This is a genomic window from Desulfitobacterium elongatum (assembly GCF_055378975.1).
The window spans coordinates 2,924,688-2,941,558 of record NZ_AP038772.1 but is presented as its reverse complement, the minus strand read 5'-3'; the positions used below and the strand labels follow the sequence as shown (position 1 = coordinate 2,941,558).

17 protein-coding genes are annotated in these 16,871 nt (G+C 43.3%); all 17 read left to right on the top strand.

The annotated features are described in order from the left end of the window. Positions 1 to 138 precede the first annotated feature (138 nt). The 17 genes from ACZ42W_RS13705 (at position 139) to ACZ42W_RS13625 (ending at position 16,860) form a co-directional block, all read left to right on the top strand. A complete protein-coding gene (locus tag ACZ42W_RS13705; RefSeq protein WP_464165910.1) occupies positions 139 to 1,464 on the top strand; it encodes an SLC13 family permease in 1,326 nt (441 codons plus the stop codon). A 175-nt stretch (positions 1,465 to 1,639) separates the two neighbouring features. Continuing rightward, positions 1,640 to 2,812 carry an aconitase family protein gene (locus tag ACZ42W_RS13700; protein ID WP_464165909.1) on the top strand — a complete coding sequence of 391 codons (1,173 nt, stop codon included), beginning with the start codon at positions 1,640 to 1,642 and terminating at the stop codon, positions 2,810 to 2,812. A 197-nt stretch (positions 2,813 to 3,009) separates the two neighbouring features. Further along, positions 3,010 to 3,423 (top strand): hypothetical protein, encoded by a 414-nt coding sequence (locus tag ACZ42W_RS13695; protein ID WP_464165908.1) that lies wholly within the window; start codon positions 3,010 to 3,012, stop codon positions 3,421 to 3,423. Between the two features lie 336 nt (positions 3,424 to 3,759). After that, positions 3,760 to 4,038, top strand: coding sequence for a 2-oxoacid:ferredoxin oxidoreductase subunit alpha (locus ACZ42W_RS13690; RefSeq protein WP_464165907.1), 279 nt, complete (start codon positions 3,760 to 3,762; stop codon positions 4,036 to 4,038). Positions 4,039 to 4,056: 18 nt separating this feature from the next. Then, positions 4,057 to 5,205, top strand: a complete 1,149-nt coding sequence (locus ACZ42W_RS13685; RefSeq protein WP_464165906.1) for a transketolase C-terminal domain-containing protein — start codon at positions 4,057 to 4,059, stop codon at positions 5,203 to 5,205. A 14-nt stretch (positions 5,206 to 5,219) separates the two neighbouring features. Further along, positions 5,220 to 6,077: a thiamine pyrophosphate-dependent enzyme gene (locus tag ACZ42W_RS13680; protein ID WP_464165905.1), complete on the top strand. Its 858-nt coding sequence runs from the start codon at positions 5,220 to 5,222 to the stop codon at positions 6,075 to 6,077. Between the two features lie 5 nt (positions 6,078 to 6,082). After that, entirely contained in the window at positions 6,083 to 6,505 is a 423-nt protein-coding gene (locus ACZ42W_RS13675) for a 2-oxoacid:acceptor oxidoreductase family protein (protein WP_464165904.1), read from the top strand. Positions 6,506 to 6,671: 166 nt separating this feature from the next. After that, positions 6,672 to 8,000: an SLC13 family permease gene (locus tag ACZ42W_RS13670; protein ID WP_464165903.1), complete on the top strand. Its 1,329-nt coding sequence runs from the start codon at positions 6,672 to 6,674 to the stop codon at positions 7,998 to 8,000. Positions 8,001 to 8,167: 167 nt separating this feature from the next. Next, on the top strand, positions 8,168 to 9,337 hold the full coding sequence (locus tag ACZ42W_RS13665) for an aconitase family protein (RefSeq protein WP_464165902.1): 1,170 nt from the start codon (positions 8,168 to 8,170) through the stop codon (positions 9,335 to 9,337). A 73-nt stretch (positions 9,338 to 9,410) separates the two neighbouring features. Next, the gene (locus ACZ42W_RS13660; protein WP_464165901.1) at positions 9,411 to 10,829 is read left to right on the top strand and encodes an FAD-binding oxidoreductase; all 1,419 of its coding nucleotides are present in this window, start codon (positions 9,411 to 9,413) and stop codon (positions 10,827 to 10,829) included. Between the two features lie 2 nt (positions 10,830 to 10,831). Beyond that, on the top strand, positions 10,832 to 12,109 hold the full coding sequence (locus ACZ42W_RS13655; protein ID WP_464165900.1) for a (Fe-S)-binding protein: 1,278 nt from the start codon (positions 10,832 to 10,834) through the stop codon (positions 12,107 to 12,109). A 72-nt stretch (positions 12,110 to 12,181) separates the two neighbouring features. Further along, positions 12,182 to 12,604 carry a hypothetical protein gene (locus tag ACZ42W_RS13650; protein ID WP_464165899.1) on the top strand — a complete coding sequence of 141 codons (423 nt, stop codon included), beginning with the start codon at positions 12,182 to 12,184 and terminating at the stop codon, positions 12,602 to 12,604. A gap of 642 nt (positions 12,605 to 13,246) precedes the next feature. Beyond that, complete coding sequence (locus ACZ42W_RS13645; RefSeq protein WP_464165898.1) at positions 13,247 to 13,549, top strand: urease subunit gamma; 303 nt, start codon at positions 13,247 to 13,249, stop codon at positions 13,547 to 13,549. Between the two features lie 124 nt (positions 13,550 to 13,673). After that, positions 13,674 to 13,982 (top strand): urease subunit beta, encoded by a 309-nt coding sequence (locus tag ACZ42W_RS13640; RefSeq protein ID WP_464165897.1) that lies wholly within the window; start codon positions 13,674 to 13,676, stop codon positions 13,980 to 13,982. Positions 13,983 to 13,994: 12 nt separating this feature from the next. Continuing rightward, entirely contained in the window at positions 13,995 to 15,710 is a 1,716-nt protein-coding gene (gene ureC, locus ACZ42W_RS13635; protein WP_464165896.1) for an urease subunit alpha, read from the top strand. Positions 15,711 to 15,725: 15 nt separating this feature from the next. Then, positions 15,726 to 16,181, top strand: coding sequence for an urease accessory protein UreE (ureE, locus tag ACZ42W_RS13630; RefSeq protein WP_464165895.1), 456 nt, complete (start codon positions 15,726 to 15,728; stop codon positions 16,179 to 16,181). Then, positions 16,174 to 16,860, top strand: coding sequence for an urease accessory protein UreF (locus ACZ42W_RS13625; RefSeq protein ID WP_464165894.1), 687 nt, complete (start codon positions 16,174 to 16,176; stop codon positions 16,858 to 16,860). Before ureE ends, ACZ42W_RS13625 begins: the two co-directional genes overlap by 8 nt. The last annotated feature ends 11 nt before the right edge of the window (positions 16,861 to 16,871 follow it).

The window sequence follows — 16,871 nt, the reverse complement described above, 5'->3', positions numbered from 1 at the left end:
TGGATAAATGTCTAATTCCTAAAAATAACTGAAATCATAAATCATCAGATGAATTATTATCTTACTACTTATGGATTATAAAGGTATTTAACATGTTGAAAATATTTTGGATCTATAATTAATTGAGGAGGATGCATAATGTTCAGTTTAGGCTTTTTAGCGAACACTGGCTTTGCCCATTTCCTAGCTAATAACATGGATGTCATATCCCTAGTGGCCTTGGTTTTAGCAATTATCGTATCCATCTGGAAGAATACCAACCTTGGAACCCTAGCTCTTGGCTTAACTCTCATCATTGGTTATTTCATCGGTGGAGTTAAAGTCAAGACCTTGATTGCAGCCTATCCGGTCAGTCTACTCATAATGCTCGCCGGGGTAACTTTTCTTTTCGGTATAGCACAGACGAACGGTACCTTGGATAAGATTACGAATTATACCGTTAAGTCAGCCAAAGGTAATGTCGCTGTAATTCCTATCGTTTTATTCTTTCTTGCTTTTATCCTTTCTTCAGTTGGACCTGGTCAGATTTCTATTTCTGCTTTAATGGCAGCCCCTGTAATGGTTCTGGCTGTGGAAGTAGGAATTCCTCCCCTCCTTATGGCTTTAGTCGTAGGTAATGGCGCCCAAGCTGGTGCAATGTCCCCACTTGCTCCGAACGGAATCGTCGGAAACAGTATTTTAGCCAAGATGGGCATCACAGACATGTCTATGCAAATATGGCTTAGCATGCTACTTGTCCATATCGTAGTAGCAGCAATTGCCTATTTCCTCTTTGGTGGTCTCAAGTTGTGGAAAAATCGTAATGATGCAAACAGCCCAGCCAAAGTTTTGGCGAATATGGTTGTTGAACCTTTCAATTTCGCACAGAAATCGACCTTAGTCGCAATCGCCATCTTAATCATTGGTGTTATTGGCTTTAATCTCGATATTGGATTATTAGCGTTCCTCTTGGGTTCAATCCTAATCCTCATGAAAGCTGGAGACGAGAAAGCTGCTTTCAAAGCAATGCCTTGGGGAGCTATCATGCTCGTAACCGGTGTCACCGTTTTGGTAAGTCTCATGCAGAATATCGGCGGTATGGATCTCTTTGCTGACATTATGGCTAACTTCTCCACACCGTATACTGCAACACTGGTCGTTGGCTTCTTCTCAGCAATTGTCTCTGCCTATGCCAGCACTTCTGGGGTTATTTTGCCCGCCTTCCTTCCTATGGCACCACTCCTTCTGCAGAAGATTGGTTCCGATCCCTCCAACCTACCCGCGTTGATTACAACGATCATCGTTGCTGGTCACCTAACCGATATGAGTCCGCTTTCCACTACAGGAGCTGTATTCATCTCTGGTGCACCAGATTCCGTCGACTCCAAACCTTTATTCAAAGGCATGATGATCTGGGGATTCTCGATGGCCATCTTCGGTTCAATCATCTGCTGGATTCTCTTCACCGTATTAGGACTTGCTTAATCATTAGTACTTAGAGTTCATCTTCTACTTAATTAAGCCCCCCTACTAAATAGGGGGGCTCCCTATGAAGATTACATTATTTTGCAAATAGCATTACTCGCATCGCTATAAGTAGATACTTGAAAAGAAAATATATAGGGCTTTTTAATATCGATATGGAAAAGAGGGCTTCACTTTGAAGTTTTTCACACAAGCCTTAGCAAAAGCTGCTTTATTACCTGAAGTCGTTTCTGGTCAAGAAATAAACCTTAAGGTAGATCTCATACTAGGACACGACGGAACGTGGTCAAAAGTACACTCTGCGTGGAAGAAGTCAGAATTTAAGCTAGCAGAAGCTAATAACGTACTAATTACCATAGATCATGCCTACCCGGCACCTACGATTGCGGAGCGTGTGCTTCAGCTAGAGCTTTCTGAAGTATCTAAGGAAAAGAGTCTTAAGTTGTATAATCATGGGGAAGGGGTATTGCATCAAGTCGTAGCTGAAGAAGCATCCTTGTGGCAAGGCATGATTATCGTGGGTGCTGATGGACATGTGGCTACTTCTGGCGCCTTTGGTGCCATAGCGTTCTCTCTCTCTCCAGAAAAAATGGTACAGCCCTTAGAAACGGGCTTTTACAAACTCACCGTACCAGAAGTAATAACCCTTTCACTAGAAGGTCAGCTACAGCCCAGTGTCATGGCCAGAGATATAGCTCTATATATCCTAAGGAGTCTCGGTCGGAGCATCAAGGGTAAGGCGGTTGCTTTAACGGGGTCTTATCTGGAACAAGCCAGTAGCGATAGTAAAATGACGTTATGCAATTTACTTCCAGAAGCGGGAGTTGTCACAGCCTTTATTCTTCCTTCCCAAGAGGAAGCTGAAGGAGAAGTACACAGCATAGATGTAAGTACTATTTCACCGATGCTTGCTGTGCCACCGGACCCAACCAATGTACAACCCGTGAAGGACTTAGAGGGAAAGAAAATTACTGTAGCCATCCTTGGAGGATGTTCAGCTGGTAGGATAGAAGATATGATGGTTAGTGCTTCAGTCTTAAAAGGAGAGAAGATACATCCAGAGGTTACACTGATAGTCACACCTGCCTCAAATAAAATAGCCAATAAAATGGACGAGATGGGATTAACTACAATATTTAGGAATAGTGGAGCTGTGGTAATGCCACCAGGCTGTGGACCCTGTCCAGGTAAGCACTTTGGACTACTTTCTTCCCAAGATGTAGCGATAACAACGACCATTCGTAATTCACCAGGACGTATAGGTTCCGAAGAAGCTGAAATCTATCTTGCCTCGCCACTTACAGTTGCGAAATCTGCTATTAGCGGAGTGATTACAAGGCCTGAGTAACCACTTGACCGAGGTACTAGTTCAGCATAATGAAATTTATCAATTTAGACTTGAAACGTATTGGAACTGGCTAAGGCCAGTTCCAATACTAACTCATTAGATTTATTGATTTCACACAGCTCAAATACTTTTGTAAATTTATTGAAATTTAATTCAAGTTTGTGCGGTAGATAAGACTCCGATGGGAGGAAAAACCTGTGGCTAATGGCAATGCGTCGTCTAAGATAATAATAAATAGACCCAAAGAAGTTGAGTATGCCATAAAAACTCTACTAACCTCCGTAGTCTTTGGAGCTTTTGTAGGCTATTTCAATAATTCTGCAGTATCTAATCATGAATATTTCATGATTTATTCTTACTTTATTCTTCTGGGGTTGCTTGTTAACGGCTACTTTGTCTATAAAATATCTCAAAACAGGAATTGGGCTCGAAAAGTATATATTGTAGTTACCTTAATTAGCCTTATTTTTTATGTGCCTCAGTTGGCAGCTTTGTTTTCATCAACCTTTTTCAGTGGTTCTTTACAATTAGCTAATATTGTAATACAGCTAATAGCAATCTATTTTCTCATGCAAAGAAAATCAAAGGAATGGTTTCAGCTTTGTAAATAAGAAATCCCAAATTATTACAGAAAGTAACCGTTACACTAATAAACGGTAGTGTTACATAAATTAAGACTATATGTTTCAAATGCGAAACATATAGTCTTAATTTATGTTTTTGTGGACATAGAAAGCACGCTCAAAACTAATGTAATTTTATATATGTTCTGAATTTTTGGATATGGAAAAAACGTTGGAATACGGCATTGTTGAGGGCTTAAGCTCCAAGCAGTTTACCAGAATATTAAAAACTAAGGATATCTATGCAATATAAGTCATTTTGTGGCACACTTCTTGCTTATATATAAGTATGGAGTAGATCATGTAAGGAGGTGTACAAGAATTATGGTCTTAAAGAACTTGCCCATCGTTCCCTCAGGTGATCCTGGGGCTCTGGCTGAAGCAGCAAATGCAGTAGTACAGAGGATCTATCGTCCGGAAATCACAGATTTGGCGAAGGTAAACCCCATTGTTCTTCTTTACTGTCCGGATGGAGCACTTTCTCTCGACGAAAACGGAATTGTAATTAGCTATAAGCTATGTAAAGGCTGCGGAATTTGTGCCAAAGAGAGTGAAGGCATTGTGATGGTTCCAGAATATACAGGCCCAAAAGGAATTTTTTAGGCAAAGGAGGATAGATATATGAATAAAGTACTTATCACAGGAAGTGAAGCAGCAGCCCTTGGAGCCAAGCTTGCCAAAATTGAAGTACTCGGTTATTACCCCATAACCCCTGCTTTTCCCGCAATGGAAAGGTTAAGCAAATACATCGATGATGACGAGTTGAATTGCAAATTTATTAGAGTGGAATCCGACCATAGTGCTCTGGCCGCCGTATTAGGCGCTTCCTTAGCTGGCGCTCGTAGTTATACAGTTACCAATTCGCAAGGATTATTACTCATGACTGAGGTTGCCTATCATGCAGCAGGACTGCGGCAGCCGATCGTTATGGGGGTTGCAAATCGGGCTTTGTCCGCACCTCATAGTCGTTTTCCAGAGCAGGGTGATGCTGTTTCTCAAGGAGCAAGCGGATGGATTCAACTTTTCTGTGAAAATAACCAGGACATTATCGATAATACGATCCAAGCCTTTAGAATCGCTGAGGAGCTTAGAACTCCAGTCATGATTAACTATGAAGGGTATATCCAGTCTCACACCCTAGAGGAAGTATTTGTACCTGATCAGGGAAAAGTGACCACTTTTCTCCCTTTGAAACGCCAACCGGCGCTAGACATAACTAATCCCAGAGGGGTCAATACAGTCACTGGACCTGAATTTTATACAGATTATAAATATACTCAAAATGAAGCGATGCTTCAGGCTTTGAACGTTATCCCTCGTGTTGCAGCAGAATATAACAAAGAGTTTGACGCTCAATCCTGTGGCTTAGTTGAAGGCTATCGGTTAGATGATGCTGAGCATGTCGTTGTAGCTATGGGGTCAATCGTCAGCACAGCGAGGATTTTAGTGGAAGAGCTTAGAAGACAAGGCAAAAAGATAGGTCTCTTAAAAGTCAAGACCTGGAGACCCTTCCCTGCTAAAGCCATTCTTGAGCATATCCAGAATGCTCGTTATGTCACAGTTTTAGACAAAAATATTGTTTTTGGTGTTGGTGGCGCTTTGGCGACAGACATCAAGGCTGCATCCTATGGCCAAGATAACCAGGTAATCAACGGGGTTATCTTAGGACTTGGCGGCGGCAAGTGTGGTGTTGAGGAAATCAAAGAGGCCGTTAATCATACAGAAAGCAGCGATTCAGACAAAAATAGATCCGAATGGATCGGATTGTAAAGGAGGGAAGAAAGATGGTAGACTTCAAGAACCTGCCGAAAGAGGAATTGTTTGGACAAGGCAATGTCGGATGTAAAGGCTGTGGAGCTGCAATCGCTGGAAGACAGGCGATGAAGGTTCTTGGCGAAAGAACAATCATCACCATTCCTGCTTCCTGTATGGCAACCCTCGGCGGAAACAACACCAAGACCACCTGGAAAGTGCCGTTCTACCATACACTATTTGAATGTGCACCGGCTATTTCATCTGGAATTAGAGCAGCCCTAGACATCCAAGGAATCAAGGATGTCAATGTGGTATCTTGGGGTGGAGATGCTGGAAGCGCAGATATCGGATTCCAGTCTCTCACGGGAGCTGCTGAACGTCAGGAGCATATGATTCATGTGCTTTATGACAATGAAATGTATATGAATACCGGTGGGCAGACAGGGAGTCAGACTCCATTGTATGCTGTTACGAGTAATGGTTCGCTAGGTAAAAGGGTTCGTAAAAAGAACATGCTAGCAATCATGGAAGCGCACGGGATTGATTATGTAGCAAGTGCCAATATCGCTTATCCCGAAGATCTGATGGCCAAATTCAAAAAGGCAGCATCTAAAGAAGGTTTCTCTTATATTCATATCTTAGCTCCTTGTCATCGTGGTTGGGGAATTAAACCGGATGAAACCATCGAGATTTGTAAAAAAGCCACAGAAAGTGGACTTTGGGAACTCTTCGAAGTCGATGAAGGAAAGAGAACCCGCACTTATGAGCCTAGCTTTACTCCAGTTGCAGATTATTTAAAATCACAAGGACGATTTAAGAATCTGACAGCAGAGCAAATCGACGAATATCAGAAATCTGTCAATGCTTATTACGGGAGAGGGGAGTGAGCTGAATGGTAGAAGTAAAATTTCTCGGACGTTTTGGTCAACCCGTAGGGAAAGTAACTAGGACTATAGGTAAGCAGCTCATGACCGAAGGAAAGCATGTTCAAGTATTTGATGGATTTGGTGCTTTTCGTCCCGGAAACCCCATGAACTCTACCTTAAGAGTCTCAGAGGGAGTAATCATTGAGCGCTCCGAAAATGACACAACCCCAGATGTTGTCGTCGTACTGGATAATAGTCTTTTCGGAATTTCCGATGTAACCAAAGGATTAAAACCAGGCGGTGTCGTTATGGCACTAGGGGTAGATGCAGAGGTCCTTGGCGCTAAAGCACAGAATGTAAAATTCATTAGACTGGGTCCTGACTTTAAAGGTGGAGTCGACTGTGAGAAAGAACTCCTTCAAGCACTGAAAGAGAATAGTATTTTATAAGGTTTTCCTATAGTTCTTATTTTGACGAATAAGAACTATAGGCGCATCCGAAATTCCAGATGGCTATTGGCTAATTTCTAAAAAGAACTGAGATCATCAAAATAAATAATGGTATTTGAGGCGTTTAAAGATCTCATGAACTTATTATTAAATGAGGAGGATGCATATGTTCAGTTTAGGCTTTTTAGCAAATACCGGTTTTGCGCATTTCCTAGCGAATAACATGGATGTCATATCCCTAGTGGCCTTAGTATTGGCAATTATAGTATCCATCTGGAAGAATACCAACCTTGGAACCTTAGCCCTTGGTTTGACGCTTATCATAGGGAACCTCATCGGTGGAATTAAAGTTAAGACTTTAATCGCGGCCTATCCGGTCAGTTTACTTATAATGCTCGCCGGGGTAACTTTTCTTTTCGGAATTGCACAGGTTAATGGTACCTTGGATAAGATCACGAAATATACCGTTAAATCAGCCAAAGGTAATGTCGCAATAATTCCTATCGTGCTATTCTTCCTCGCCTTTATACTCTCTTCTGTCGGACCTGGTCAGATTTCCATTTCTGCTTTGATGGCAGCTCCTGTAATGGTTCTTGCTGTGGAAGTAGGAATTCCTCCCCTCCTCATGGCATTAGTCGTAGGTAATGGTGCACAGGCCGGTGCAATGTCCCCACTTGCTCCTAACGGAATTGTTGGGAACAGTGTTTTAGCCAAGATGGGCATCACCGACATGGCAATGACCATGTGGGTAAGTATGTTGCTTGTACATATCTTAGTGGCCGCAGTTGCTTATTTCCTCTTTGGTGGTCTTAAACTATGGAAAAATCGTAATGATGCAAAAAGTCCAGCCAAAGTATTAGCCGAAATGCATGTTGAACCTTTTAATTTCGCCCAGAAATCCACCATGGTCGCAATTCTAATCTTAATCATTGCTGTTATTGGTTTTAATCTTGATATCGGCTTAACAGCCTTCCTGCTTGGTTCAATCCTCATCTTTATGAAAGCCGCCGAAGAGAAAGCTGCATTCAAAGCTATGCCTTGGGGAGCTATCATTCTCGTAACTGGTGTCACAGTCTTGGTAAGTCTCATGCAGAATATCGGAGGTATGGATCTCTTCGCTGAAATTATGTCTAATTTCTCCACACCGTATACTGCAACACTGGTCGTTGGCTTCTTTGCCGCACTCGTGTCCGCTTACGCCAGTACTTCTGGGGTTATTATGCCAGCCTTCCTGCCTATGGCACCACTCCTTCTCCAGAAAATAGGATCTGATCCGGCCAATCTGCCTGCTTTGATCACAACGATCGTAGTTGCAGGTCACCTTACTGACATGAGTCCTCTTTCGACTACAGGAGCAGTATTCATCTCTGGTGCACCGGATAGTGTCGACGCTAAACCGTTATTTAAAGGCATGATGATTTGGGGTTTGTCGATGTCCGTCTTCGGTGCAATCCTCTGTTGGATTCTCTTCACAGTCATCGGCATCGTTAAATAGCTAAGCGTAGCGCATTTTCTTACACTTTAAGCCCCTCTATCATAATAGGGGGGCTCCCCAAATATCGAACGAAGAATAACCCCGCAATATATTCAGCGTCATTCGTTTATCCTTGAGAAGAAATAAAGTTCTTTAAGCGTTACTATCTTAAGAAGAGAGGGCTTCCTTTGAAGTTTTTTACACAATCCTTAGCTAAAGCTGCTTCCTTACCCGAAGTCGTTTCAGGTCAAGAAATAAACCTCAAGGTGGATCTCATATTAGGACATGACGGAACGTGGTCAAAAGTACACTCTGCTTGGAAGAAGTCAGACTATAGTCTGGCAGAAGACAATAAGGTCCTGATCACTTTAGATCATGCTTTTCCAGCCCCTACGATTTCAGAGCGTGCTCTTCAACAGGAGCTTTTCCAGGAGTCCAAAGCTAAGAATCTAACGTTATATAACCATGGGGAAGGGGTATTACATCAAGTCGTAGCTGAAGAGGAATCCTTATGGCCAGGGATGATCATCGTGGGAGCTGACGGACATGTAGCTACTTCTGGTGCCTTTGGTGCTCTTGCGTTTTCCCTGTCTCCTGAAAAAATGGTGCCCCCACTAGAAACAGGTTTTTACAAACTTACTGTACCAGAAGTTATAACCCTTTCCTTAGAAAATCAGCTCCAGTCCAATGTTATGGCCAGGGATATAGCGCTTTATATCCTAGGAACCCTAGGTCAGACTATTAAAGGTAAGGCGGTTGCTTTAACAGGACCTTACCTCGAGCAAGCCAGTATAGATAGCAAAATGACGTTATGCAATTTACTCCCAGAGGCAGGTGTTGTTACCGCCTTTATCCTTCCGTCTCAAGAAGATTCTGAAGGAGAAGTATACCGTATAGACTTAAGCAACATTGAACCTATGCTTGCCGTACCCCCCGATCCAACCAAAGTACATCCAGTGAAGGACTTAGAAGGAAAGAAAATCACAGTAGCAATCATCGGAGGATGTTCAGCTGGCAGGATAGAGGACATGATCATAAGTGCTTCTGTACTGAAAGATACGAAGATACATCCTGAGGTTACTTTAATAGTCACACCTGCCTCCAGCAAGATAGCGAATAAAATGGACGAAATGGGCTTAAGTTCAATTCTTAGAAATAGCGGTGCAGTGCTATTGCCCCCAGGTTGTGGCCCCTGCCCAGGCAAGCACTTTGGACTGCTTTCCTCCCAAGATGTTGCAATAACCACGACCATCCGTAATTCACCTGGACGGATAGGTTCTGAGGAAGCAGAGATTTATCTTGCTTCACCACTGACGGTCGCAAAATCGGCACTTAACGGAATGATTACAAGACCCTAATAACGACTTACCCCATGTACCATTTCTGTGATTCTAAAACGAGTATAGAAGAAGGTAGAAGAGGTGAATTATAATGATCTCTAGGGAAGAGCTCGTCAAAGATATGGAAGGGCTGTTTGGTTCAGGGAAGGTTCTTAAAAGTGAACTCATTCGTTACACTTACACCTATGATAGTTCCTTTGCTTCCCAGCAAAACGAATACTATCCTGATGTCGTCGTCTGCCTAAACAGTACCGAAGAAGTATCAAAGCTCATGAAGTATGCCTACGAAAAGGAGGTCCCCGTTACCCCGAGGGGGGCAGGAAGTGGCCAGACCGGAGGCAGCGTAGCGATTAAAGGTGGCATAGTCTTAGATTTATCGGGTTGGAATGATATCGTTGAGATCGATGATGCTAACATGCAAGTCGTCGTAAGACCGGGAATTGTTCATGCTGACTTAAATATGGCGTTATCCTCTTATGGACTCTTTTTCCCGCCAGATCCAGGGAGTTCCGTCATGGCTACCGTCGGCGGAATGGTCAGTAATAATGCGAGTGGTCTCAGGGCTGTAAAATACGGAGCCACCTTCCAGTATATACTTGGCCTTGAAGTCGTTTTACCCAATGGAGACGTTATGAAAACGGGTGGACTCAAATCCAAAGCTTTAAAGAGTGTTTCTGGAATTGACTTAACCAGAATCTATTGTGGTTCAGAAGGTACTTTGGGTGTAATCACAGAAATTCGTTTGAAAGTATTACCCAAAGCCCAGTCCAGGGGAATCATGCTAGCTCTCTTTGATAAGTTGGAAGACAGCGCTCATACCGTTCTCGATGTATTTAAGGCCGGTATCATACCTTCTGGGATTGAGATACTCGATGAGGGCGGGATACGTTGTGCCAACATGTTTAAGCCTGATCTAAATATCCCTGAAGTCGAAGCTGCAATATTCTTTGAGATTAACGGCACAAAACCAGCTGTCGAGGAAGAAGGGGCACAAGTCAAAGCCATCGCAGAGAAGCGTGCTCGGAGTGTGGAATGGGCAACGGATGCTGACCGTATGGCAAAGCTCTGGCAAGGACGCGCTGTGATTGGAGCGGCCTCAGCTCGTTATAAGGAAGGCAAGACCCGGATCTTTGCCGGCGAAGATGTTTGCTTTCCAATCTCCAGAGTTCCTGAAGCCTTAAGAAGAATCAAAGGAATTAGTAAAGAATTCGACATTCCTGTCGTAATCTATGGTCATATCGGGGATGGTAATATGCATACCGCCCCCATTATGGATCCCCTTATCCCAGATGAAGTAACAAGAACTCATAAAGTAGCTGAGGCTATCCACCGTTTAGCTCTTGAAATGAACGGTTCGACGACAGGTGAGCATGGGGTAGGATTTGCTCGGGCTGCTTATATGGAAGAAGAACATGGCAAGGCCTTAGATATTATGTGGGCTATCAAAAAAGCCATCGATCCAAAATTGATTATGAACCCCGGGAAAATCTGGAAGATCGGGAGGGAATAATCATGCAATCGACCTATAAAATGAATTTTTCCGAAGAGCTGAAGAAGTGTGTTAAATGTGGAACCTGCCGGGCTCACTGCCCCTTGTTCGTCGAAATCAAAGGCGAATATGGCTCACCCCGAGGTCGATTGGCGCTTATCAAACAACTGCACGAAGGCAAGATTAAGCCCACCAAGGAATTGGCCGAAATCGTCTATACATGTCTTCTCTGTAAGACGTGTGCAGTAGAATGTCCTTCAGGAGTTATTAGTGACGAGATCATCATGGCTTCTCGTAATTATCTTAATGAAGTTATGGATCAACCCCTGATCAAAGGAGCCATCCTGAAAGGTTTCCTGACTCGCCCAGGCATGTTGTACGCCACGATGACCTTGGCAGGTCTCTATCAGAAAGTGGGCCTTCACAGCCTATTAAGCAAATCCAAACTTTTTGAACTATTGCCCGAGAAGCTTAACGCGTGTACCAAGATCATGCCAGATGTGAGTCAAAAGCCTGCACGTTCAAGAATTCCTGTCGTCACCCCGGCCAAAGGGGAGAAGAAATTTAAAGTGGCCTATTTCTTAGGATGTGCTACGAATCATATCTATCCCGATGTTCCTGTAGCTGGAGTTGAGGTTTTAAGTCAGAATGGTTGCGAAGTTATTACCGTTGAAGGGGTAAAATGCTGTGGTATGCCACATATGGCTTACGGAGAGATAGCTACAACAAAGGAACTGGCAAAACACAACCTGAAGATCCTTCTCAAAGATGACTATGATGCTATTATTTCTGACTGTGCCTCCTGCTCTTCGACATTTAAAGAGATGTATCTGCAGCTTTTCGAAGAAGGCACTCAAGAATATGACATGGCGAAAGCCTTATCAGTCAAGACCTGGGATCTTAGTAAGTTCCTCGTCGCTAAAACGGGGATCAAACCTGGCAAAAAAGAACAGAAAGTTCGAGTGACCTACCATGATCCCTGTCACCTTAAGAGAGCGCAAAAGGTTTTCAAAGAACCACGGGAAGTGCTGAAGAGTATTCCAGGTGTAGAATTTGTGGAAATGAAGGAGGCAGACCGCTGCTGTGGTTCTGCCGGAAGCTTCACTATCATGCACCACGATCTATCCATGAAGGTCTTAGATAAGAAGATTGCCAACGCTCAGAAGGTTGCCCCCGACTTTGTCGCCACATCCTGTCCGACGTGTACTATGCAATTAAGCTATGGACTAAAGAAAGCCTGCTCTCAGGCTAAGGTCGTTCATCCTGTTCAGATACTCGCGGAAACTTATAAGGAAGAATAAAGATTATGCTTAAGCGTATTGAAAACTGGCAAAGGCCAGTTTTCAATACGCGATATTTGGAGGGAAGATCTTATGGCTACAGAAAATGCTTCGCCCAAAGTAATAATGAGACCCAAAGAAGTCGAATATGCCATAAAATTGCTGCTAACATCCTTAGTTTTTGGTGTCCTAGTAGGTTATATCAATAATTTAGGATCCGCAGAAAATCAATATTTTATGATTTACACTTATATTATTCTTTTGGGTTTGCTTTTTAACGGCTATTTTATTTATAAGATATCCCAAAATAGGAATTGGGCCAGAAAAGTCTATATCGTCTTTGCTTTGCTTAGCCTGATCTTTTATGTACCTCAATTAGCAATTTTATTGCTATCAACACCTTTCAATGCTATCTTACAGTTTGCTAATATCCTTATCCAGCTATCAGCTGTATATTTCCTCCTGAAAAAAGAATCAAAGGATTGGTTTTTGCTTGTAAATGCTAGAAACCATTGAACTATTATTTTTTAAATAATTGCATTTTATAGAACTGCCTGACTTTTTCGGGCGGTCTTTTTTATTGTGTTCTTCCGTGCTATTATCACATTATACGACAAATAATTTGTTTGATTTAACACATACTAAGTTCAGAATTATACGGAAGAACTATACGGGAGCTGATAGATTATGTATATTTTAAGTGGTCTTGTTTTGATTGGGGTATCGCTTTGGCTCATCTCAGTAAAGTATAAGGAAGCTTACCAAGTACTCATTACAGACAAAGGATAAATAAAAGTACCGATTAGAAAGAATGCTGAACAAGGCTTGGGAGTGAGAATGGATCATTCCTAGGTCTTTTTTGTTTGCTTCCTTCTTTTCGAAAATCACCAAGCCCTAGCAGAATAGTTTTCACACAGCCCCATGATGCAGATTGCGCATTACAAAGCCTTATATACAGGACGATAATCTAGAATCCATTATCCTCGGCGGATATGCGGAATTCCTGAAGAAGCCAGATATTCCTGTACTAAGCTTTCCAATAGTGTACTGAACTGTTATACTAAACCTCGAGTAAATAAAGATTGAGAGTATTCCTAACTATTTGATGCCATATTACATAAGGAATTTATTTGAACTTCTTTTAGGGGGAGATATTTTATGATGCTCACACCTCGTGAACAAGAAAAGCTACTCATCGTGGTAGCTGCTGACCTCGCAAGACGCCGAAAGGAAAGAGGACTTAAACTCAATTATCCTGAAGCGATTGCCCTGATTACCTATGAAGTGATGGAAGGGGCTCGGGATGGTAAGTCAGTTCCTGAGTTAATGCGGTTAGGAAGAGAGATATTAACCAGTGAAGATGTCATGGAAGGAATTCCGGAAATGATCCACGATGTTCAAGTCGAGGCGACCTTTCCAGATGGCACAAAACTGGTTACAGTACATCAACCCATAAAGTAAACTTACTTCAAGTGAAGTTTAGTTACCCTTATCCAAGGACTTAGCGCCACTTATCTCGATTTAAGAAGCAGGAGTTTAGTGGCGATTAGTCATCGGATAAAATAGAACAGGGGAGGCAGTTCAGATGCGGCCTGGAGAATATATTCTAAAAAATGACGACATTATTTGTAACGAAGGAAGAAGAACGATCATCCTTCAAGCAGTGAACACAGGGGATCGTCCGATTCAAGTGGGTTCACACTTTCATTTTTATGAAGCAAACTCTGCTTTGCAATTCAATCGAGAAGAGACGATAGGAATGCACTTAGATATTCCAGCAGGGACCGCCGTTCGCTTTGAACCGGGCGATTCCAAAGAGGTACAACTGGTAGACTATTCTGGGAAACGTCAGGTATACGGATTTAACAACAAAATAGATGGACCCTTAGATTAGGAGGGATTAGATATGAGCTTTTCTATGTCTAGAGAACAATATGCTTTAAAGTTCGGCCCCACTGTTGGTGATGCCATTCGCTTGGGTGATACGAATCTATTTATAGAAATCGAAAAAGATTACGCGAGTTATGGGGACGAGGTCGTCTTTGGTGGGGGCAAAGTCATTCGTGACGGAATGGGACAAGATCCGATGATGACCCGTACTGAGGGTGCGATGGATTTGGTAATTACGAACGCAGTTATTCTTGATTACACCGGAATTTACAAAGCCGATATAGGTATCCGTGATGGTAAGATCGCAGGAATCGGCAAAAGTGGAAATCCGCTGATTATGAAGGACGTAGATTTTGTCATTGGTGCCTCGACAGAAATTATCGCAGGGGAAGGGCTGATTGTAACCGCAGGTGGGATAGATACACATATCCATTTTATTTCCCCACAGCAAGTCGAGACCGCTTTGGCCTCCGGAGTAACCACTTTAATCGGTGGGGGAACGGGTCCTGCAGAAGGGACAAAGGCTACAACCTGTACCCCTGGGGAATGGCACATGCACCGCATGCTCGAGGCTGCTGAAGGATTTCCGATCAATATCGGCTTTCTCGGCAAAGGAAATTCCTCCTCCGAGGTAGCGTTAACGGAGCAGGTTCGTGCAGGGGCCATCGGACTGAAGATCCATGAAGATTGGGGAGCTACTCCCTCTACGATTGACCATTCTCTGTGCGTTGCTGATGAATATGATGTTCAAGTCGCCATACATACGGATACACTCAACGAATGTGGCTTTGTCGAAGATACCATCGCTGCGATCGATGGAAGGGTTATCCACACGTTTCATACGGAAGGTGCTGGAGGTGGACATGCTCCAGACATCATCAAAATAGCGAGTTATCCTAATATTTTACCGTCCTCGACTAACCCGACTCGTCCTTTTACCGTCAATACGCTGGATGAGCATATGGATATGCTGATGGTATGCCACCATTTAAAGAGTCATGTTCCCGAAGATGTAGCCTTTGCCGATTCGAGGATTCGCAAAGAGACCATCGCGGCAGAAGACATTTTACATGATATGGGTATCTTCAGTATGATGAGCTCTGATTCTCAAGCGATGGGGAGAATTGGCGAAGTGGTGATAAGAACCTGGCAGACTGCGGACAAGATGAAAAAACAAAGAGGTAAATTAGCCGGAGATGAGGGTCACGTAGGAGATAATAATCGAGCAAAACGCTATATTGCGAAGTATACGATTAACCCAGCTATCTCTCATGGAATTAGCTCTTATGTGGGATCGATAGAGGTTGGCAAGTATGCCGATTTGGTGCTTTGGCAACCGGCGTTTTTCGGAGCGAAGCCCTCGATGATCTTAAAGAATGGAATGGTCGCCTATAGCATCATGGGAGATCCCAATGCCTCGATACCTACACCTCAACCCGTCTTATATCGCCCTATGTTCGCTTCTTATGGCAAAGCCATCCAGAGGAATTCAATCACATTTGTCTCTAAGATTGCTTATGAGCTTGGCGTTCATAAAAGTTTAGGGCTAGAAAAGATTGTACTTCCTGTTCATGGTATTCGAAACTTAACCAAAAAAGATATGAAGCATAACTCTGAGACACCTGAGATTACTGTAGATCCACAGACGTATGATGTGAGAGTCGATAATGAACTCCTCACCTGCGAACCCGCCGATGTGGTCCCGTTAGCTCAGCGCTATTTCTTATTTTAAGGTGAGTGTTGTTTAGTGATTGTAGAACAGATCGTAGCCCATATCAATGAAATTCCAGAAGGGCTTTTACAGAACCGCCATGTGGAGAGAGTCTATCTAGAAAGTTCAGACTTGGTCAAGAGAATCCAAAGAGTAGTTACTGATCATGGCAGGGAAATCGGACTTCGCTTAGCCGAACCCAAGGACCTTTCTGCGGGAGATATACTTTATATGGATGAGCATGACATCATTGTGGTCGATGTCCTGCCCGAGGATTTGCTTATAATTCGTCCAACGAGTGTGCAGCAAATGGGAGAGGTCGCCCATCGCATCGGAAATCGCCATCTCCCTGCCCAATTTGAAGGGGATACCATGTTAGTCCAATATGACTATCTTATCGAAGACTTATTAAAGGAAGCGAGAATTCCTTATTCTCGAGAGAGCAAGAAAGTGAAGAAGGCTTTTCGTCACATAGGGCATAGTCATGGATAATAACCTATTAGCCTTGCTTCAGCTCTGTGACTCTAACCTGCCGACCGGGGCTTTTAGCCATTCTTTTGGTCTGGAGACCTATATTCAAGAGGATCTAGTGCATAATAAGGCGTCCTTGTCTCAGTGGATTGAAGTATTCCTTCGGGAGCAGCTCGTGTATACCGATGGACTTGCCTGCCGGTTAGCGTATGAAGCATTGGAGGACAATCGGTTGGAGGATATCTGGAAGCTCGATCAGAGGTTAGTCGCTGTGATTCTCGCCCAAGAGAGTAGAGAAGGAAGTAGAAGGATGGGTGAAAGGTTGTTGACCTTAGGAAATCAACTGTACCCCTCCCTACCCCTATCTGAGTATGGGGAACGGGTCAAAGCTAGAACCTGTCATAGTCACCCAGCACTCGCCTTTGCCCTGATCGCGCATGGTCTTCATATTCCCAAGGCAACGACCGTATCGAGTTACTTGTTTTCTTCGCTTACGAGTCTCATCCAAAATGCCGTTCGGGGAATTCCACTCGGTCAGACCGAAGGGCAGCAGCTGATTAAAGAGTCTGCAACCTTAATTCGTGAGTCCTGTGAAGTTATTGAGACACTTACTCTCGAGGATTTTGGGATAACCGCGCCAGGCCTTGAAATTTCTCAAATGAGACATGAACGATTAAACATACGTATCTTTATGTCTTAGGCAATAGGTGT